We start from the raw sequence: 18,571 nt of genomic DNA, 5'->3' as shown, positions 1-18,571 counted from the left end.
CGGCGGCGCGTACGCGCGCTCAGGACCGCTGTGCGGCCCGGTACGCCGATCCCGTACCGGGCCGTCTTGCGGTAGAGCGTGGCGCGGCTCATGCCGAGCCGCCGGGCGGCCTGCGCCATGGTGGTGCCGGGCTCGGTGAGGCAGCACACGATCGCGTCGCGCTCCAGTTCCTGCAGACGGCTCAGCCGGTGCCGGGCGCCGGTGCACACCTCCGCCGGCAGGTGCCGCGCGTCGACCACGTCCGCCCGGGACGCCGCCGCCCACACCGCCCTCCCTCCTCAGCCGACGCACGTTCTCGGGCCATTAGTACGCGGTCAGGGCCCGTACGGCACCCGGTGCGAACCTCACCCCGTGGCCCCGGTGCCGGCGCGCGAAGCGGTGGGCGAGCGCCATCACGTCGTCCGGACGGGCGCGCAGCGGTGGAACCTCCACGACCGTGTCGACGAGCGGGGCCGACTCGGGCGGGATCGCGGACCAGTCCGCCGCAGTCAGCGCGAGGGGCTGCAGGCGGGGGCCCGCGCCGTCGCCCCTGCGGCGGCCCGCGGCGACCGGCGCGGCCGGCTCGGCGGCGGCCCACCCGGGCAGCGAGTCCACGGGAGACGAGGACGCAGGTCCTTGGCCAGTTCGGGAGTCCACAGCGTCAGCCACGCCCGCATGTCCTCAGGCACCGCGTGATCATCGGGTCGGGCGGCCTCGGCCACATCGGCATCCAGGTGCTCAAGGCGCTCACCGCCGCCGAACTCGTCGTCGTCGACCGCAACCCGGAGGCGGTGAAGCCGGCGGGGTCCGTCGGCGCCGCCCACGGCGTCGTCGCCGGCGGCGACCAGGTCGAGCGCGTGCTGGAGCTGACCGGTGGGCACGGCGCCGAGGTCGTCGTCGACTTCGTCGGCGAGGGCGGCGCCCCCCCGTGACGGCGTCCGGATGCTGCGCCGGGCCGGCGACTGCCACGTCGTCGGGTACGGCGAGAACATCGACATCCCCACGATCGACGCCATTTCGTCCGAGATCAACTTCATCGGTAACCTCGTTGGCAGCTACACCGACCTGTACGACGATGGTGCTCACCGCGCAGGGCCGGGTAAGACTGCACACGGCGACGTACCCGCTCGACCGCTTCCGGGACGCCCTGGCCGATCTGGACGCCGGCCGGATCCGCGGACGCGCCGTCCTCGTGCCGTGACCGGGACGCCCGGACCCGGTCGCGCCCTCACAGAAAGCGAACGGAATTCATGATCTTCATCACCGCGAAGTTCCAAGTCCTCCCCGAACACGCGGACGAGTGGCCGAAGATCGCCGGCGACTTCACCCGTGCCACCCGGGCGGAACCCGGCTGCCTCTGGTTCGACTGGTCGCGCAGCGTCGACGACCCCACGGAGTACGTCCTGGTCGAGGCGTTCCGCGACGACGAGGCGGGCGCCGCCCACGTCCAGTCCGCCCACTTCCGCGCCGCACAGGAGAAGCTGCCGCGCCACCTCGCCCGCACGCCGCGCATCGTGAACACGACGGTCGACCAGGAGGGCTGGTCGGAGCTGGGCGAGATGGCGGTGGAGTAGGACACCGGCGCCCCGCGGTCGGCCGACGTCAGCCGAGGAAGCTCAGCCGGACCCGGCGGTCGGGGTTGTCCCGGTTGGTGTCCACGAGGCACACCGACTGCCAGGTCCCGAGCTCCAGGCGGCCGCCGATCACCGGCAACGTCGCGTGCGGCGGCACGAAGGCGGGCAGGACGTGGTCACGGCCGTGGCCGGGGCTGCCGTGGCGGTGCTGCCAGCGGTCGTCGGCCGGGAGCAGGGTGTGCAGGGCGGAGAGCAGGTCGTCGTCACTGCCGGCACCGGTCTCGATGATCGCGATGCCGGCGGTGGCGTGCGGGACGAAGACGTTGAGGAGGCCGTCGCGGCCGGGCGCCGCCTCGCGCAGGAAGGACTCGCAGTCACCGGTGATGTCGGCGACCCGCTCCGCCGAGCCGGTGGCGAGGTTGAGGACTCGGGTGGTGAAGGCATCTGGCATGGACCCATCCTGACACCGGGGGAAGATCAGGGCCTCCGGCGCCGTTGGTAGAGGCGTGAACAACATGCGCGAGGTCGAGGTCGTCGTCATCGGTGCCGGTCAGGCCGGACTCGCCGCCGCCTACCATCTGCGGCGCACCGGGTTCGAGCCGGAGCGCGACTTCGTGGTGCTCGACCACTCCCCCGGGCCCGGCGGCGCCTGGCAGTTCCGCTGGCCGTCGCTGACGTACGGCAAGGTGCACGGCATGCACGCCCTGCCGGGCATGGAGCTGACCGGCGCGGATCCGGCGCGGCCGTCCGCCGAGGTGGTGAGCGGGTACTTCGCCCACTACGAGCGGACCTTCGACCTGCGGGTGCTGCGGCCGGTCGACGTGCGCGCCGTGCGCGAGGGGAGGGACGGGCGGCTGCTCGTCGAGGCCTCGGCCGGGTCCTGGTCGACGCGCGCGCTGATCAACGCGACCGGCACCTGGGACCGCCCTTTCTGGCCGCGCTACCCGGGGCAGGAGACCTTCCGTGGACGGCAACTGCACACCGCGCAGTACGCCGGGCCCGAGGAGTTCGCCGGGCAGCGCGTGATCGTGGTGGGCGGCGGTGCCTCGGGGACGCAGCACCTGCTGGAGATCGCGCCGTACGCCGCGGCCACCACGTGGGTGACGAGGAGGCCCCCCGTCTTCCGCGAGGGGCCCTTCGACGCGGAGGCGGGCCGGGCGGCGGTGGCACTCGTGGAGGAACGGGTGCGGCAGGGGCTGCCGCCGAGGAGTGTCGTGTCGGTGACGGGGCTGCCGCTGAACGACGCGATCCGGGCCGGGCTGGAGTCGGGCGTACTGGACCGAAAGCCCATGTTCGACCGGGTCACTCCCGAGGGGGTGGAGTGGGGCGACGGGCGGCGGGTGGCCGCAGACGTCATCCTGTGGGCGACCGGGTTCCGCCCCGCCGTCGACCATCTGAGGCCGCTGCGGCTGCGGGAGGCGGGCGGCGGCATTCGGGTCGAGGGGACGCGTGCGGTCACCGACCCGCGGATCCATCTCGTCGGCTACGGCCCGTCCGCCAGCACCATCGGGGCCAACCGGGCGGGGCGTGCGGCCGTGCGGGACATCAGGCGGCTGCTGGCCGAGGGGGCGCCGGTCGCCGCGTGACGCCCCGACCGGTCACTCGGCGGCCTCGGCCTTCTTCGAGGCGCTCTGCCGGAGGCGGTTGAACTCGTCCACGTTGCGCCGGTGTTCGGCGTAGTCGGCGGTGAAGCGGGTGTCGCCCGGCTTGACCGTGACGAAGTACAGCCAGTCGCCCGGGGTCGGATTGATCGCCGCGCTCATCGCCTCGTCGCCCGGATTGGCGATGGGGGTGGGCGGCAGACCCATGCGCTGGTACGAGTTGTAGGGACTGTCGATCTTCGTGTCCTCGGCCGTGGTCTTCAGGGTGGAACGGCCCAGGGCGTAGTTGATGGTGGAGTCCATCTGCAGCGGCATACCCCGTTCCAGCCGGTTGAAGACGACCCGGGCCACCTTCCCCATGTCCTCCTCGGTGGCGGCCTCCGCCTGCACGATGCTGGCGATGGTGACCGCCTGATAGACGTTCAGCGCGTTGCGCTGGGCGCCCGCGGCGACCGGCGCGCCGGTGAACCTCTTGTTGGCCTTTTCGACCATGGCCGTCAGCAGCTTCTCCGGGGTGGAATTCTCACCGAGCGGATAGGTCGCGGGGAAGAGATAGCCCTCGGGGTTGCCCTCGGCGTCGTTCGGCAGCTTGAGGTTGGCCTTGGACAGGGACTTCTTGGTGGTCCCCGCGGGCAGGGCGAGGACCTTGTCGACGGCCGCGTAGACCTGGGTCGCGCGCCAGCCCTCCGGGATCACGAGGGACGTGGGCCGGGACTCGCCCTCGTCGTCCGTCGTCAGCAGCGGCACGGCCACCGCGGTACCGGCCACGACGGCGCCGACAGCGATCAGCGCGACACGGCCCCGGCGCGTCAGCCGGACCGCTCTCCTGGGGCTTCTGGGACCTCTGACACCTCTGGGGCTCCGGAGGCTCCCTCTGGGGCCTCTGGCGCTCCCCGCGCTTCTCGCGCTCCGTGGCGGAGTGTTCATCTGCATGCGGGCACGGTAACCCCGATATGCAGACAAACCCGGCATATCTTCATCTTGTCGGCTCCAGTCGGGCGTCTCGGCGGACCAGCGCGGCATACCTCCCGTCCTGCGCGAGCAGCGCCTCATGCGTGCCCTGTTCGGCCAGGCGTCCGGAGTCGAGGACCACGATCCGGTCGGCGTCCCGGACGGTGGACAGACGGTGGGCGATGGTGATCGTGGTGCGGTTGGCGGACAGGGCGTCGATGGCCCCCTGCACGGCGGCCTCGGTACGGGTGTCCAGCGCGCTGGTCGCCTCGTCCAGAACGAGGACGGGCGGATCGCGCAGGATGGTGCGGGCGATGGCCAGGCGCTGCTTCTCGCCGCCGGAGAACCGGTGGCCGCGCTCGCCGACCACGGTGTCGTAGCCGTCGGGCAGGGCGGCGATGTGGTCGTGGATCTGGGCCGCCCTCGCCGCGGCCTCCAGCTCCGCGTCCGTGGCGTCCGGCTTGGCGAAGCGCAGGTTCTCGGCGACGGAGGCGTGGAAGAGGTACGTCTCCTGCGACACGACGCCGACCGCGCGGGCGAGGGTGTCGAAGTCGAGGTCGCGCACGTCGATCCCGTCGAGGGTGACCCGGCCGCCCGTCACGTCGTAGAGTCGCGGCACGAGGTGGCCGAGCGTGGACTTGCCGGCGCCGGTGGGACCGACGACGGCGAGGCTGCTGCCGGCGGGAACGGTGATGTCGATGCCGTCGAGCACCGGGCCGCCCTTGCCGTCGTAGCCGAACCGGACGTTCTCGAAGCGGACCTCGCCCTTGACGTGGTCGAGGTGGACGGGGTCCTGCCGCTCGGTGATGTCGATCGGCAGGTCGAGGTATTCGAAGATGCGCTGGAACAGCGCGAGCGAGGTCTGGATCTGGACGCCGGTCGACAGCAGGCTCACGGTCGGGCGGAACAGCCCCTGCTGGAGCGAGACGAAGGCGACGATCGTACCGAGGGAGACGTCGGGGCCGCCGAGTTGGAGGGCGATGCCCGCGGTCCAGTAGATGACGGCCGGCATGGCGGCCATGACGATCGTGATGACGGCCATCCGCCAGCGGCCCGCCATGTTCGACCTCACTTCCAGGTCGACCAGGCTCTCGGACTCGTCCGCGAAGGCGCGGGTGAGCGAGTCGGAGCGACCCATGGTGCGGCCGAGCAGGATGCCGCTGACGGAGAGCGACTCGGTGACCGTGGCGGCCATCGCGGCCATCTGATTCTGGCGCCGGGTGGTGATCTTTCTGCGTTCCCTGCCGACCCGGCGGCTGATCCACACGAACACCGGGAGGAGAAGGAGCGAGACTACGGTCAGGCGCCAGTCGAGGACGACCATGGCGACGATCGTGGCGACCACGCTGGTGAGGTTGGAGACCAGGGAGGTGGCCGTGGAGGTGACGGTGGCCTGCATGCCGCCGATGTCGTTGGCGATGCGGGACTGGACCTCGCCGGTGCGGGTGCGGGTGAAGAAGGCGAGGGACATCTGCTGCAGCCGGCCATAGACGGCGGTGCGCAGATCGTGCATGACACGCTGGCCCACGGTGGTGGAGATCAGGGTCTGCAGCACGCCGAAGACGCTGGTGAGGACGGCGCCGAGGATCATGCCGAGGGCGAGCAGGCTCAGCAGGCCCGTGCGGCCCTCGGGGATCGCGACGTCCAGGATCTCCCTGAGCAGGAAGGGTGTGGCGACCGACACCAGGGACGCGGCGCCGACCAGCAGGCCGACGACCGCGAGGCGGCCGCGGTAGGGGCGGAACAGCTTGAGGATGCGGCGCACCTGCCGAGGCTGTTCCTTGGCGTCGGCGGGTGCGGTCCAGGCGGATTCGCGATCGGGGTGCATGGGCTCCTTCGACGGGCGGCGAGGGGAGGTCCGCGAAGCCCTCCGGGCGGCAGATCTGCGGGTACTGCCACGGGCTGGCGCGGACCTAACGGATCAAAGGTCATTGTTACCTATACTCACAATGAACGTCATCCTGATATTGTTCCCGTATGACCGCCCCCGATCCCGACGGCCTGCTCGCCGAGCAGTTGCTGCGGCTCACCCGCCGGGTGCACCGCATTCAGAAGCGCCATCTCGAGCACCGCGGCCTCGGCATCACTCCGGCCCAGTCCCGGCTGCTGCGCACACTGGCGCACTACGGTTCGCCCCCGCGCATGGCCGACCTCGCCGAGCGCCTCGAGGTCGTGCCCCGGGCCGTGACGACCCTGGTCGACGGGTTGGAGACGGCCGGAAAGGTGCGCCGCGTCCCGGATCCGGCCAACCGCCGCGTCATCCGGATCGAGCTGACCGACGACGGGCGCGCGGCGCTGAGGGAACTGCGCACCGCACGCAGGTCCGCCGCCGAGGAGATCCTCGCCCCGCTGACCGACGAGCAGCGCGCGGTGCTGGGCGGGCTGCTGGACACGCTGATCGACGGCCCCGACGGCGACCGGGGGCACCGGCACCCGGCCTGATCCGGGTGCCGGGACGTCCGCGCTCAGGCCTTCAGGTTCGCCCTGTCCCCCATGACCACCACGGGGTGCAGGTCCGGGTCGAGCGTGCGCAGCAGGTACTCCATCGCCGGCTTGGGCAGACTGACACAGGCCGACGTACCACTGCCGTGGTCCATGTGGAGCCAGATCGAACCGCCCTTGGCCGAACCCTCGGGACGGGTCGGGTCGTTCGGCGGGGTTCCCTTGACACGGTTGTAGTCGATGGCGATGACGTAGTCGAAGTCGTGCCAGTACGACTTCGCCCACCAGCGCGGCGCCGCGAAGCTCGCCGACCGGCTGTACGGCAGGCCGGTACCGGGCGCCGGATCCGGGTCCGGGAGCACACCGCCCGCGTCGCTCAGCGTGAACACGCCGACAGGACTGCGCTTGTCGTTCTCGTGGTGGTCGGTCGTCCACCCCTTCGTGCCGTTGTGCGCCGCCCAAGTGCGGGCGCGGTGCCAGGCGGAGCCGTGCTTCGTGTAGAGCACGGCCGTGGAGTCGGCGGAGTCTCGGCCGTCGCCGTACACCGCGACGACCTGGCGCGAGTCGGCGGGGATGCGACGCTGGAGCCGGTCGCCGACGCCGGGGATCGTGGCCGGGTCGGCCGTCGCCCTGTTCCGGCCGGCCCCGCCGGGGGGCGCACTCGCCCCGGTGTCCGCTCCGTGCCCCGACGGGGCGCCGCACGCCGACAGCGCCGACACCGCCACCAGGGAGCCCAGGGCCGCCATCGCGACCGCCGCACGCCGTACGCCACCACTCGCCATCCGTCCATCGTCGCACTCGCGTCGGGCCTGCCGTCAGGACTGCGGCGGGCGGGCGCGGGTGGGCCGGCCCGGACGGGCACGGGCGGGGCGCCGCGGACGCGTGCGGACGCCGTGCCGCGACCCGCAGCCGGATTCGTGCCCCACTGCGGAAAACCGCTTGATTTTGGGCACGCGGCGACGCGAACCTGTCACGGTTTGCAGCCTCTTGATGCCGCCTGGCAACGGCACCTCCTGACACGAGCCACTGGGACGTCATGCAGATCCAAGACCTTCCGTATCCCGACCCGGGTGTGCCGGACGCACGCTCGGGCCCCCGATTCCTGTGGTGGCTGTTCCGCAACCAGCTCGGTGGCCAACTCAAGTCACTGGCCTGGGGCCTGCTGCACTTCGCCTCCGTCTCCGCCCTGCCGTTCTGCGTCGGTCTCGCCATCCAGGCGGTCGTCGACCGCTCCGGCACCGGGCTCGCCGTCGCCGGCGGTCTCATGGTGCTGTGCTGCGCCGGCAACGCGATCGGCGACACCTTCCTGCACCGCGCCGCCGTCACCAACTGGATCACCGCCGCGGCCCGCGTCCAGCAACTCCTGGCCCGCAAGACGGCCCTGCTGGGCTCGGCGCTGACCCGGCGCGTCGCGGCCGGTGAGGTCGTGGCCGTGTCCACCGGCGACGTCGAGAAGATCGGCTGGTTCGTGGAGGCCGTCTCCCGCTTCACCGCGGCCGCGCTCACCGTCGTGCTGGTCTGCGTGGCCCTGGTCGTCTACCAGCCGGCCCTCGGCGTCGTCGTGATCGTGGGCCTGCCGGTGCTGGCCCTCGCGGTCCTGCCTCTGCTGCCCCGCGCCACCCGGCGGGCCGACGTCCAGCGTGACAAGGCCGGCCGTGCCACCGAACTCGCCTCGGACACCGTCGCCGGACTGCGCGTGCTGCGCGGCATCGGCGGCGAGGAACTCTTCCTCGACCGCTACCGCGGCGCCTCCCAGGAGGTGCGCCACGCGGCCGTGCGCAGCGCCCGCATGTGGGCCCTGATCTCCGCGATCCAGGTGCTACTGCCCGGCCTGCTGCTGATCGCGGTGGTCTGGCGCGGCGTCCACCTGGCCCGCGAGGGTCGCATCGAGGTCGGCGAACTCGTCGCCGTCTACAGCTCCGTCATGATCCTCACCTACCCCCTGCGGCACTTCGAGGAGATCGCCATGGCGTACTCCTTCTCCCGGCCCTCGGCCAAGCGGGCCGCGCGGGTGCTGGCCCTGGAACGCGCCACGGACACCACGGGTTCACGCGCCGCCGAGACCCCCAGCGGGGACCTGTACGACCCGGCCACCGGTCTCCTGGCTCCCGCGGGCCGGTTCACCGCCGTGGTGTGCGGCGACCCGGACGCCGCCGGACGGCTGGCGGAACGGCTCGGCGGGCATCCCCCGGAGCAGGGCACGTCGGCCCTGCTGGGCGGGGTGCCGCTGGACGAGCTGCCCCTGAAGTCCGCGCGCACCGCCGTGCTGGTCCAGGACAAGGACCCGGTGCTGCTCTCCGGCACGCTCCGGGAACTGCTCGACGTGCCCGCGTCCGGTGCCGTGGGCGCCGAGGACGCGCTGTCCGCCGCGCAGTGCGGTGACGTACTGACGGCGCTCGCGCAGGGTTCGCTCGGCGCCGACGACCCGATGGACGCCCGCATCACCGAGCGGGGCCGGTCGCTGTCGGGCGGCCAGCGCCAGCGGCTGGCGCTGGCAAGGTCCCTCATCACGGACCCGGAGGTGCTGGTCCTGGACGAACCGACCTCGGCCGTGGACTCGCACACCGAGGCGCGGATCGCGCAGGGCGTGCGGACGCTGCGCGCCGGGCGCACCACGGTGGTGTTCACCTCGTCCCCGCTGCTGCTGGACCGCGCCGACCGGATCGTGTTCCTCCACGACGGCGAGGTCGCGGCGGTCGGCACCCACCGGGAACTGCTGAACACCGAGCGCGGGTACCGGGCGGTGGTGACCCGCGAGACCGACGAGGAGACCGCACCCCATCCCGACGGCGGCCCGGCCTCGGGAAGGCCGGCGAAGTTGCCGACCGACGACGACCGCGGTGTCGGCCGTGGCGAGCTCCGTGGTGAGGGCCGTGCCGACGCCCCGAGTGAAGACGCCCTCAGTGCCGACGACGTACTGCACCGACTGGAAGAGATCGAGGAAACGGCATGATCGGCGTCGCGCCCCCGTCCTACGACCCGGCGGCCCCCACGACGGCGAGCACCCTGCCCGTCGGCGCGCGCCCGACCGTGCGCGCCTACGTGGGAGAACTGCTGCGCCGGCACCGTCGCGCGTTCGTCTTGCTCGTCACCGTCAACACCGTCGCCGTGATCGCCTCCATGGCGGGCCCCTATCTACTGGGCGGGCTCGTGGAGCGGGTCTCGGACGACACCCGCGAGTTGCGTCTCGGCCTCACGGCCGCACTCTTCGTGCTCGCCCTCCTCGTGCAGGCCGTGTTCGTGCGCGAGGTACGGCTGCGCGGGGCCGTGCTCGGCGAGCGGATGCTGGCCGATCTGCGCGAGGACTTCCTCGTGCGGTCGGTCGGACTGCCGCCCGGGGTGCTCGAGCGGGCTGGCACGGGCGACCTGCTCTCCCGGATCACCACGGACATCGACCGGCTCGCCAACGCCATGCGCGAGGCCGTGCCCCAGCTCGCGATCGGTGCCGTGTGGGTGGTGCTGCTGCTGGGCGGCCTGGTGGTCACGGCACCGCCCCTGGCGCCCGCCGTGCTGATCGCGGTACCGCTCCTGGTGATCGGCTGTCGCTGGTACTTCCGCAGGGCGCCCGCGGCCTACCGTTCGGAAGCCGCCGGGTACGCCGCGGTGGCCGCCGCGCTCGCCGAGACGGTGGACGCCGGGCGCACGGTCGAGTCCCACCGCCTCGACACCCGCCGCATCGAACTGTCGGAGCGCCGGATCAGGGAGTGGACGGCCTGGGAGCGCTACACCCTCTGGCTGCGGTCGGTGCTGTTCCCGGTCATCAACATCACCCATGTGACCGTCCTCGCCTCCGTCCTGCTCGTCGGCGGTGTGCTCGTCCTCCAGGGCTGGATCGGGGTCGGTCAGCTGACCACGGCGGCACTGATCGCCCAGATGCTCGTCGACCCGGTCGGCATCATCCTGCGCTGGTACGACGAGCTGCAGGTGGCCCAGGTGTCGCTGGCCCGGCTGGTGGGAGTGCGGGACATCGAGCCGGACGCCGGTGACGGCACGTTGTCCCCCGCCGGACGGCACGTGCACGCCGACCGGGTGCACTTCGGCTACCTCGAGGGTGTGGACGTCCTGCGCAAGGTGTCGCTGGCAGTCGCCCCCGGCACCAGACTCGCTCTGGTCGGCCCCTCGGGCGCCGGCAAGTCCACCCTGGGCAGGCTGCTCGCCGGCATCTACGGTCCACGCGAGGGCCGGATCACCCTGGGCGGCGCGGAACTGTCCCGGATGTCCGCGGAGCGGGTCCGCTCGCATGTCGCCCTGGTCAACCAGGAGCATCACGTTTTCGTGGGCTCCCTGCGCGACAATCTCCGGCTCGCCCGGACCGGCGCCACCGACGCCGAGCTGTGGACGGCGCTGGGCGCGGTCGACGCGGACGACTGGGCCCGGGGGCTGGACGAGGGCCTGGACACGGAGGTCGGGTCGGGCGGTTTCGCGCTCACCCCGGCGCAGGCGCAGCAGATCGCGCTGGCCCGCCTGGTGCTGGCCGATCCGCACACGCTGGTGCTGGACGAGGCGACGTCGCTGCTCGATCCGCGGGCCGCGCGCCATCTCGAACGGTCCCTCTCCCGGGTACTGGAAGGCCGCACGGTGATCGCGATCGCCCATCGCCTGCACACCGCCCACGACGCCGACGTCATCGCCGTGGTCGAGAACGGCCGGATCAGTGAGCTGGGCAGTCACGACGAACTCGTCGCGGCGGACGGCGCATACGCGGCGCTGTGGCGGTCCTGGCACGGGTAAGCAGTGTCGCGCCTCCCTCCGCCGGCAATACGTCCCGGGCCGGGCGACCGGGGCGGGGCCGACGGGCGACGGCCGAGGCCGGTCGCTTGCGGGTCGATTGGGGGCCACCCGGCTGGTGCCGGACCCGGCGGGACGCGGTGCTGGGGGACGAGTCGGGCGGTGGCCCGGTACAGGGCCGGGCGGTGGGCAGGGGGCCGACGCGTCCCCGGTACCGGGCCGGTTCGCCCGGGGCGGCCCGGCCGGTTCGGGGGCCGGTGTACCCGGAGAAGCAGGCCCTGCGGGTCCCCCGGCGGAGTCCGTGCCGTTGCGCGGTCCCGAACGGGAGTGGAAGGCTGGGAACAGGCACCGGCTCGAGGCAGGCCCTGGAACCGCGCGGTTCCGCGACGGGCGACGCCTGTGCCCCGTGCAGCGGCAGCCCGCCGCGGTGCACGGTGAGAAGGAGCCGGTCCCCACCCCCTGGAGGTACCCGTGAACAGCGTCGACGGATGGGGAGATGACGTCTACCAGCCCGACGGATCCGAGCAGAGGGAGGACACCGGCCTGCTCGACGGTGAGGACACCCTCGAGGAGGACGGTGTCGACGATCCGCTCGACCGTGGCTGGTCCCCGCCCGAGCGTCCCTGGGCGGTGGAGCACACCGGTGTGACGGCCGCCGAACGTCGCCGCGGCGAAACGCTGGACCAGCGGCTCGCCGAGGAGCGGCCGGACGAGCTCGCTCCCGACGGTGACGGGTTGGGCGACTCCGACGGCACCGATGGTGAGCTGCTGGACAACGAGGTCGGCGCGGACCGTTCCGGCCGGCTCGTGGCCCCGGACGAGGGGACGCACGAGGACGAGGAGCCGGCGCTGGTCGCCATGGACGTGGGCATCGACGGCGCGGCCGCCTCCGCCGAGGAGGCCGCGATGCATGTGGTCGACGAGGACTCCCTGCCGGGCTGACGCCACTGGCGACGGCGGGCCCGTGCCGTCGCTCCGATGATCCCTGCCGTACGAGGAGCAGCCATGCAGCAGGACAAGCACCCCGACTACCGGCCTGTCGTCTTCCGTGACCGCAGTGCCGGGTACGCCTTCCTGACCCGGTCCACCGCGACCAGCGACCGGACCATCGAGTGGGACGACGGCGAGACCTACCCGGTGGTGGACGTGGAGATCTCCTCGGAGAGCCACCCCTTCTACACGGGCAAGGCGCGAACGGTGGACTCGGAGGGGCGCGTCGCACGCTTCGAGCGGCGTTACGGCGCGGGCGAGGGCAAGGACACCGGCGAAACCGGCTGAGCCGGACGGGTCCGCGTCACTCAGATGAAGTTGAGTGCGGCGGCGCCGCCCACTCCCCCGAGCAGCATGAACGCCGGCATCAGCACCTTCAGCTCCACCCAGCTGCCGGCCCGGAACCGCATGGCCTTCGGCGGGCCGAGTGGGTACCAGCGCTTGCGGCCCACCGGTATCGGCCAGAGTATCGGGCAGCCTGACACGGTCAGAGCGTCCCCGATGTCGTGCACCAGGGCGCCGAGCACGATCGGCAGCCCCAGCCACAGGTACTCCTGGCCCGGTGCGGTGAACAGCCAGTCCGCGCCGCCCTCCGGCTGGTCCAGGAATCCGGCGAGGATCCACGCACTGGTCCCGGCCAGCAGCCAGACCAGCACGTCGCTGCTGGAACCGCGGGTGGCCCGCCAGAGCAGGCCCTCGATGGCCAGCACCATGTGCACGAAGAGGATCGCCAGGACCGCCCAACGGCCGCCCACGATCGCCAGCACCGAGGTGCCCCCGCCGATCAGGACCGCCCACAGCCAGGTGTGCGTCAGCGTGCGGTGTCCGCCGGAGCGTCGCGGGTCGCCCCGCTTCCTGGTGGCCTTGTAGACGGCGGCGGACAGCTTGTCGACGATCTCGCACAGGCCCCGTGAGACCGGCCCGAAGGCCCGGGAGATGGTGGCCGCCTTGTGGTCGAGGTCGGGGGCGAGCGCCGCTCCGGCACAGATCAGGGCTCCGGCGAGCAGCACCGGCCACGGCATCGGGTGTCCCGCAGCGGCGGTCGCCGCTCCGACGCCGAGCCACGCCGCGGCGCCCGACAGTGAGTGTGCTGGTCCCATCATCGCCGTTGCCCGCCCCATTCCTCGTGTGTCGCTGTGCAGTTGTCCGGGTCCGCTGTTGCCTCGCCGGCGACCCAGCGTAGCGTTCGTGATCTTCACGCGGACAGCCGATTCCCCCATCGCGACCGGGGACAGGCAAGATGGGGGCGTGACCCTCATCGATCAGCTGCCGCGGACCGCCGACCCCGATGCCTTGTACGAAGCCTTCGAGGCGTGGGCCCAGGAGCGCGGTCTCACGCTCTACCCCCATCAGGAGGAGGCGCTGATCGAGGTGGTCTCCGGCGCGAACGTGATCGTGTCGACGCCCACCGGCTCCGGCAAGAGCATGATCGCGGCGGGCGCGCACTTCGCCGCGCTTGCCCGGGACGAGGTCACCTTCTACACGGCTCCGATCAAGGCGCTGGTGTCGGAGAAGTTCTTCGAGCTGTGCAAGATCTTCGGCACCGAGAACGTGGGCATGCTCACCGGCGACGCCTCGGTGAACTCCGACGCCCCCGTCATCTGCTGCACCGCCGAGGTGCTGGCGTCGATCGCGCTGCGTGACGGCAAGCACGCGGACATCGGCCAGGTCGTCATGGACGAGTTCCACTTCTACGCGGAGCCGGACCGTGGCTGGGCCTGGCAGATCCCCCTGCTGGAACTTCCGCAGGCCCAGTTCGTCCTGATGTCGGCGACTCTCGGTGACGTCTCCTTCTTCGAGAAGGACCTCACACGCCGCACGGGCCGGCCCACCGCGGTGGTCCGCTCGGCCACCCGTCCCGTGCCGCTGTCCTACGAGTTCCGCTACACCCCGCTCACCGAGACGCTCACCGATCTGCTGTCGGCCCGGCAGGCCCCGGTGTACATCGTGCACTTCACCCAGGCGCAGGCCGTGGAGCGGGCGCAGGCGCTGATGAGCATCAACATGTGTACCCGGGAGGAGAAGGAGCGGATCGCCGAGCTGATCGGCAACTTCCGCTTCACCACGAAGTTCGGCCGCAACCTCTCCCGCTACGTGCGGCACGGCATCGGGGTCCACCACGCCGGCATGCTGCCCAAGTACCGGCGGCTGGTGGAGAAACTCGCGCAGGCCGGCCTGCTGAAGGTGATCTGCGGAACGGACACGCTCGGCGTGGGCGTCAACGTCCCCATCCGTACCGTTCTGTTCACGGCGCTGACGAAGTACGACGGCACCCGGGTGCGGACGCTGAGGGCCCGGGAGTTCCACCAGATCGCCGGCCGGGCCGGGCGCGCCGGGTTCGACACGGAGGGCTTCGTCGTCGCCCAGGCACCCGAGCACGTAGTCGAGAACGAGAAGGCGCTCGCCAAGGCCGGGGACGACCCGAAGAAGCGGCGGAAGGTCGTCCGGAAGAAGGCTCCCGAGGGCTTCGTGGCCTGGTCGGAGAACACGTTCGACAAGCTCATCGGCTCCGAGCCCGAGCCGCTGACATCCCGGTTCCGCGTCACGCACACCATGCTGCTGTCGGTGATCGCCCGCCCCGGCGACGCCTTCTTTGCGATGCGGCACCTGCTGGAGGACAACCACGAGCCGCGCCGGCAGCAGCTCAGGCACATCCGGCGGGCGATCGCCATCTACCGCTCGCTGCTGGACGGCGGGATCGTGGAGAAGCTCGACGAGCCGGACGCCGAGGGACGCATCGTGCGTCTCACGGTGGACCTCCAGCAGGACTTCGCGCTGAACCAGCCGCTGTCCACGTTCGCGCTGGCCGCCTTCGAGTTGCTGGACCCCGAGTCGCCGTCGTACGCCCTGGACATGGTGTCGGTCGTGGAGTCCACGCTGGATGATCCGCGGCAGATCCTCGCCGCACAGCAGAACAAGGCGCGCGGTGAGGCCGTGGCCGCGATGAAGGCGGACGGCGTCGAGTACGAGGAGCGCATGGAGCGCCTCCAGGACATCACGTACCCGAAGCCGTTGGAGGAGCTGCTCTTCCACGCCTACGACACCTACCGCCGGAGCCACCCCTGGGTCGGCGACCACCCACTGTCCCCGAAGTCGGTCATCCGCGACATGTACGAGCGGGCCCTCACCTTCACCGAGCTGGTCTCCCACTACGAGCTCGCCCGCACCGAGGGCATCGTGCTGCGCTACCTGGCCAGTGCCTACAAGGCCCTCGACCACACCGTCCCGGACGACCTGAAGTCCGAGGATCTGCAGGACCTGATCGAGTGGCTGGGCGAGACGGTGCGCCAGGTGGACTCCAGCCTCCTCGACGAGTGGGAGCAGCTCGCCAACCCGGAGGAGATGACCGCCGAGGAAGCTCAGGAGAAGGCCGACCAGGTACGGCCGGTCACCGCCAACGCGCGCGCCTTCCGTGTCCTGGTCCGCAACGCCATGTTCCGCCGCGTCGAACTCGCCGCCCTCGACCAGGTCGGCGAGCTCGGCGAGATGGACGCCGACGCCGGCTGGGACGCCGACGCGTGGGGCGAGGCCATGGACGCGTACTGGGACGAGTACGACGACCTCGGCACCGGCCCCGACGCCCGCGGTCCCAAGCTGCTGGTCATCGAGGAGGAGCCGCAGAACGGGCTGTGGCGCGTGCGACAGATCTTCGACGACCCGAACGACGACCACGACTGGGGCATCAGTGCGGAGGTGGACCTCACCGCCTCCGACGCGGAAGGCCGTGCCGTCGTTCGCGTCACCGATGTCGGCCAGTTGTGAGCACAGGAGAACCCCACCGATGACGAATCCGGCCGAGAGCCTCGTCGCCCTGCTCGACCTGGAGCAGATCGAGGTCAACATCTTCCGTGGCCGAAGCCCCGAGGAGTCGCTGCAGCGGGTCTTCGGCGGCCAGGTGGCGGGCCAGGCGCTGGTCGCCGCGGGCCGCACCACCGACGGCGACCGCCCGGTGCACTCGCTGCACGCGTACTTCCTGCGCCCCGGTCGCCCCGGTGTGCCGATCGTGTACCAGGTCGAACGGGACCGGGACGGACGGTCGTTCACGACCCGCAGGGTCACCGCAGTGCAGCAGGGCCGCACGATCTTCACGCTCACCGCCTCCTTTCACAAGCCTGAGCAGGGGAGTTTCGAGCACCAGTTGCCGCCGGCCCGCGAGGTTCCGGACCCCGAGTCCCTGCCGACGGTCGCCGAAGAGGTGCGGGAGCACCTGGGCGCGCTGCCGGAGCAGCTGGAGCGCATGGCCCGTCGTCAGCCCTTCGACATCCGGTACGTCGACCGGCTGCGCTGGAGCGCCGAGGAGGTCCAGGGTGCCGAGCCGCGCAGCGCCGTGTGGATGCGCGCGGTCGGGCCGCTCGGCGACGACCCGCTCGTGCACACCTGCGCCCTGACCTACGCCAGCGACATGACCCTCCTGGACGCCGTGCGCATCCCGGTGGAGCCGCTGTGGGGTCCGCGGGGATTCGACATGGCGTCGCTGGACCACGCCATGTGGTTCCACCGGCCGTTCCGGGCGGACGAGTGGTTCCTGTACGACCAGGAGTCTCCGATCGCGACCGGCGGGCGCGGACTGGCTCGTGGGCGGATCTACGACAGGGAAGGACGGATGCTGGTGTCGGTCGTCCAGGAAGGGCTCTTCCGGTCCCTGTAGGTCAGGAGCCTCTGCGCCACAGCCGGCCGAACAGGCCGCTCAGCCCTCCGGGGGCTTCGCACGGCTTCCGGCTCTCGGCATGGCGTGGCTCCCGGCTCTCCGCTTCGCGCCCCTCCCGGCTCTCCGTCTCTCGCGGCAGGCCCCGCGCTTCGCACGACAGCGGTCCCACCGTCTCACGCGGCGTCGCCCCGGTGCCGGCCCGGGCCGACACGGCGTGCGGGGCCGGGCGCGGGACGGGACACTGCCGACGCGCCGCTTCCACCGCGTCCGCGAGGTCCGAGCGGAGCCAGTCGATCTCGTCCTGGTCGGCGGCCGTCGCGATCTCCTCGGCGAGTTGTGCGGCCGGAGATCCCGGCGAGCCGTACGCCGCCGGTGCGGGCCGGAACCGGCGCAGATGAGAGCGCTCGTAGGGGTCGGTGACGACGTCCGAGACCTCGGCGGCGCCGAGCAGCGACGCCACGGCCGCAGCCCGGGCCCACGGGCCGTCGGCCGCCTGGCGGAGCAGGAAGCCCAGGTGCCGTCCCCGCCAGTTGCGGGGCCGCAGGTCCACTCCCTCCCCCAGTTGGTCACGGAGGGCTGCGGGCGTGCGGCCCTTCAGCAGCGCGGCGTTGCGTTCGTCGGCCGTGAACCGCCGTAGCTCCTCGGCCGGATACAGCCACACGACGGCGCGGTAGCGGTTGACGTAGAACTTCACCGGCACCAGCAACCCCAGCCGTGCCAGACGGGTGAAGCGGGCTTTGGGCACGTCCATGAGGGCCGCGCCCTCTGCAGTGCCGACGGCCCGGACAGAGGCGCGAAGTCCCTCGGGAAAGCCCGCAGCCGCCCGGATCCGGTCGATCTCGTCGCGCGGGACGCGCCCTCCGCCGCCTCGGTCGTCGGGTACCGTTTGGATGCGGCCGAGGCGCACCGCGAGGTCGAATTCGCTCCGTTTGAGGCCCAGTTCCCGAGCCGCGCGGCTCGGCGCGACAGCGACGGCCCGAGTGGATCCGCTCCGCTCGACGGCCAGGGTGGTCTCGTGCGTGACGGTGTTGCCAGACATGGTTCGTCTCCCCCGTGGAGTGTGTGGCAGGCGCGCTCCGCACCCGCTGACACAAAACCGTAGCCGCAACCACGATGTCGGTGGCAGGCCTGTGGAAAACCGGCAGCCACTCCCAACGGCGCGCCGAAAGCGCAGGTCAGAGCTCGTTCGGCGATATGCCTCCCGGCTGCCGCGCATCGACGTCCAGGTGCTCGCCCACCCGGTTCACGAGCAGCGTCATCTCGTACGCGATCTGTCCGATGTCGGCCTCCGCCCCGCTGAGCACGCACAGGCAACTGCCCGTACCCGCCGCGGTGACGAACAGCACGGCGTCGTCGAACTCGACCATCGTCTGCCGTACCCGCCCGGCGCCGAAGTGGCGCCCCGAGCCCTTGGCCAGGCTGTGCAGTCCGGACGAGACGGCGGCGAGGTGCTCGGCGTCCTCGCGTCGCAGGCCCGTGCTCGCTCCGGTCACCAACCCGTCATTGGACAGGACCAACGCGTGCCGTACGTGTTCTACGCGCGCCGTCAGGTCGTCCAGCAGCCAGCCGAGTCCCTGGTTCTGCACCATGGTCCGATATCTCCCCGTGTCTTCCCGTACGCGTTGTCTCCCCCTGGCCGGGGGATCCGTCCGCCAGCC

General features: G+C 71.8%; 19 protein-coding genes. 11 read left to right on the top strand and 8 right to left on the bottom strand.

Features of this window, described 5'->3' with window-relative positions; genetic code table 11:
- Nucleotides 1–303: 303 nt before the first annotated feature.
- Complete coding sequence (locus tag AB0P07_RS04870; protein WP_365545144.1) at nt 304–594, bottom strand: hypothetical protein; 291 nt, start codon at nt 592–594, stop codon at nt 304–306.
- 77 nt (nt 595–671) lie between these two features.
- On the opposite strand from AB0P07_RS04870, the gene AB0P07_RS04865 reads away from it, so the two are divergent.
- The 3 genes from AB0P07_RS04865 (at nt 672) to AB0P07_RS04855 (ending at nt 1,553) form a co-directional block, all read left to right on the top strand.
- Entirely contained in the window at nt 672–911 is a 240-nt protein-coding gene (locus AB0P07_RS04865) for a zinc-binding dehydrogenase (protein WP_365545141.1), read from the top strand.
- A gap of 116 nt (nt 912–1,027) precedes the next feature.
- Complete coding sequence (locus tag AB0P07_RS04860; RefSeq protein ID WP_365545138.1) at nt 1,028–1,180, top strand: hypothetical protein; 153 nt, start codon at nt 1,028–1,030, stop codon at nt 1,178–1,180.
- A gap of 49 nt (nt 1,181–1,229) precedes the next feature.
- Entirely contained in the window at nt 1,230–1,553 is a 324-nt protein-coding gene (locus AB0P07_RS04855) for a putative quinol monooxygenase (protein ID WP_365545135.1), read from the top strand.
- 28 nt (nt 1,554–1,581) lie between these two features.
- Here AB0P07_RS04855 and AB0P07_RS04850 read toward each other — a convergent pair whose 3' ends face one another.
- Nucleotides 1,582–2,004: a YjbQ family protein gene (locus tag AB0P07_RS04850; RefSeq protein WP_365545132.1), complete on the bottom strand. Its 423-nt coding sequence runs from the start codon at nt 2,002–2,004 to the stop codon at nt 1,582–1,584.
- Between the two features lie 55 nt (nt 2,005–2,059).
- Between AB0P07_RS04850 and AB0P07_RS04845 the strand changes: the two genes are divergently transcribed.
- Nucleotides 2,060–3,139 (top strand): NAD(P)-binding domain-containing protein, encoded by a 1,080-nt coding sequence (locus AB0P07_RS04845; protein ID WP_365545129.1) that lies wholly within the window; start codon nt 2,060–2,062, stop codon nt 3,137–3,139.
- Nucleotides 3,140–3,151: 12 nt separating this feature from the next.
- On the opposite strand, the gene mltG is transcribed toward AB0P07_RS04845, so the two are convergent.
- On the bottom strand, nt 3,152–3,922 hold the full coding sequence (gene mltG, locus AB0P07_RS04840) for an endolytic transglycosylase MltG (protein ID WP_365545126.1): 771 nt from the start codon (nt 3,920–3,922) through the stop codon (nt 3,152–3,154).
- 208 nt (nt 3,923–4,130) lie between these two features.
- On the bottom strand, nt 4,131–5,933 hold the full coding sequence (locus AB0P07_RS04835) for an ABC transporter ATP-binding protein (protein ID WP_365545123.1): 1,803 nt from the start codon (nt 5,931–5,933) through the stop codon (nt 4,131–4,133).
- Nucleotides 5,934–6,082: 149 nt separating this feature from the next.
- On the opposite strand from AB0P07_RS04835, the gene AB0P07_RS04830 reads away from it, so the two are divergent.
- Complete coding sequence (locus tag AB0P07_RS04830) at nt 6,083–6,547, top strand: MarR family transcriptional regulator (protein WP_365545120.1); 465 nt, start codon at nt 6,083–6,085, stop codon at nt 6,545–6,547.
- Between the two features lie 23 nt (nt 6,548–6,570).
- Here AB0P07_RS04830 and AB0P07_RS04825 read toward each other — a convergent pair whose 3' ends face one another.
- A complete protein-coding gene (locus tag AB0P07_RS04825; RefSeq protein ID WP_365545117.1) occupies nt 6,571–7,329 on the bottom strand; it encodes a hypothetical protein in 759 nt (252 codons plus the stop codon).
- A 254-nt stretch (nt 7,330–7,583) separates the two neighbouring features.
- Here AB0P07_RS04825 and AB0P07_RS04820 point away from each other — a divergent pair, with 254 nt between their 5' ends.
- The 4 genes from AB0P07_RS04820 (at nt 7,584) to AB0P07_RS04805 (ending at nt 12,553) form a co-directional block, all read left to right on the top strand.
- Entirely contained in the window at nt 7,584–9,500 is a 1,917-nt protein-coding gene (locus tag AB0P07_RS04820) for an ABC transporter ATP-binding protein (RefSeq protein ID WP_365545114.1), read from the top strand.
- Nucleotides 9,497–11,278, top strand: a complete 1,782-nt coding sequence (locus AB0P07_RS04815; protein ID WP_365545112.1) for an ABC transporter ATP-binding protein — start codon at nt 9,497–9,499, stop codon at nt 11,276–11,278. The genes AB0P07_RS04820 and AB0P07_RS04815 overlap by 4 nt, the downstream gene beginning before the upstream one ends.
- 468 nt (nt 11,279–11,746) lie before the next feature.
- Nucleotides 11,747–12,217: a DUF5709 domain-containing protein gene (locus AB0P07_RS04810; protein WP_365545109.1), complete on the top strand. Its 471-nt coding sequence runs from the start codon at nt 11,747–11,749 to the stop codon at nt 12,215–12,217.
- A gap of 63 nt (nt 12,218–12,280) precedes the next feature.
- The gene (locus tag AB0P07_RS04805) at nt 12,281–12,553 is read left to right on the top strand and encodes a type B 50S ribosomal protein L31 (protein WP_365545107.1); all 273 of its coding nucleotides are present in this window, start codon (nt 12,281–12,283) and stop codon (nt 12,551–12,553) included.
- A gap of 20 nt (nt 12,554–12,573) precedes the next feature.
- Here AB0P07_RS04805 and AB0P07_RS04800 read toward each other — a convergent pair whose 3' ends face one another.
- The gene (locus AB0P07_RS04800; protein ID WP_365545104.1) at nt 12,574–13,368 is read right to left on the bottom strand and encodes a metal-dependent hydrolase; all 795 of its coding nucleotides are present in this window, start codon (nt 13,366–13,368) and stop codon (nt 12,574–12,576) included.
- 145 nt (nt 13,369–13,513) lie between these two features.
- Here AB0P07_RS04800 and AB0P07_RS04795 point away from each other — a divergent pair, with 145 nt between their 5' ends.
- Together AB0P07_RS04795 and AB0P07_RS04790 are read left to right on the top strand one after the other, a co-directional pair.
- Nucleotides 13,514–16,027 (top strand): DUF3516 domain-containing protein, encoded by a 2,514-nt coding sequence (locus AB0P07_RS04795; RefSeq protein WP_365545101.1) that lies wholly within the window; start codon nt 13,514–13,516, stop codon nt 16,025–16,027.
- A 19-nt stretch (nt 16,028–16,046) separates the two neighbouring features.
- The gene (locus AB0P07_RS04790; RefSeq protein ID WP_102928477.1) at nt 16,047–16,913 is read left to right on the top strand and encodes an acyl-CoA thioesterase II; all 867 of its coding nucleotides are present in this window, start codon (nt 16,047–16,049) and stop codon (nt 16,911–16,913) included.
- Nucleotide 16,914: 1 nt separating this feature from the next.
- Here AB0P07_RS04790 and AB0P07_RS04785 read toward each other — a convergent pair whose 3' ends face one another.
- Nucleotides 16,915–17,952, bottom strand: coding sequence for a DUF6397 family protein (locus AB0P07_RS04785; protein ID WP_365545098.1), 1,038 nt, complete (start codon nt 17,950–17,952; stop codon nt 16,915–16,917).
- 136 nt (nt 17,953–18,088) lie between these two features.
- Nucleotides 18,089–18,502, bottom strand: coding sequence for a roadblock/LC7 domain-containing protein (locus tag AB0P07_RS04780; protein WP_365545095.1), 414 nt, complete (start codon nt 18,500–18,502; stop codon nt 18,089–18,091).
- Between the last annotated feature and the right edge of the window lie 69 nt (nt 18,503–18,571).

This window comes from Streptomyces sp. NPDC085944 (assembly GCF_040686295.1).
Classification (GTDB): Bacteria; Actinomycetota; Actinomycetes; order Streptomycetales; family Streptomycetaceae; genus Streptomyces; species Streptomyces salinarius.
The sequence above is the reverse complement of the archived record's forward strand: the minus strand, read 5'-3'. Positions and strand labels throughout refer to the sequence as shown.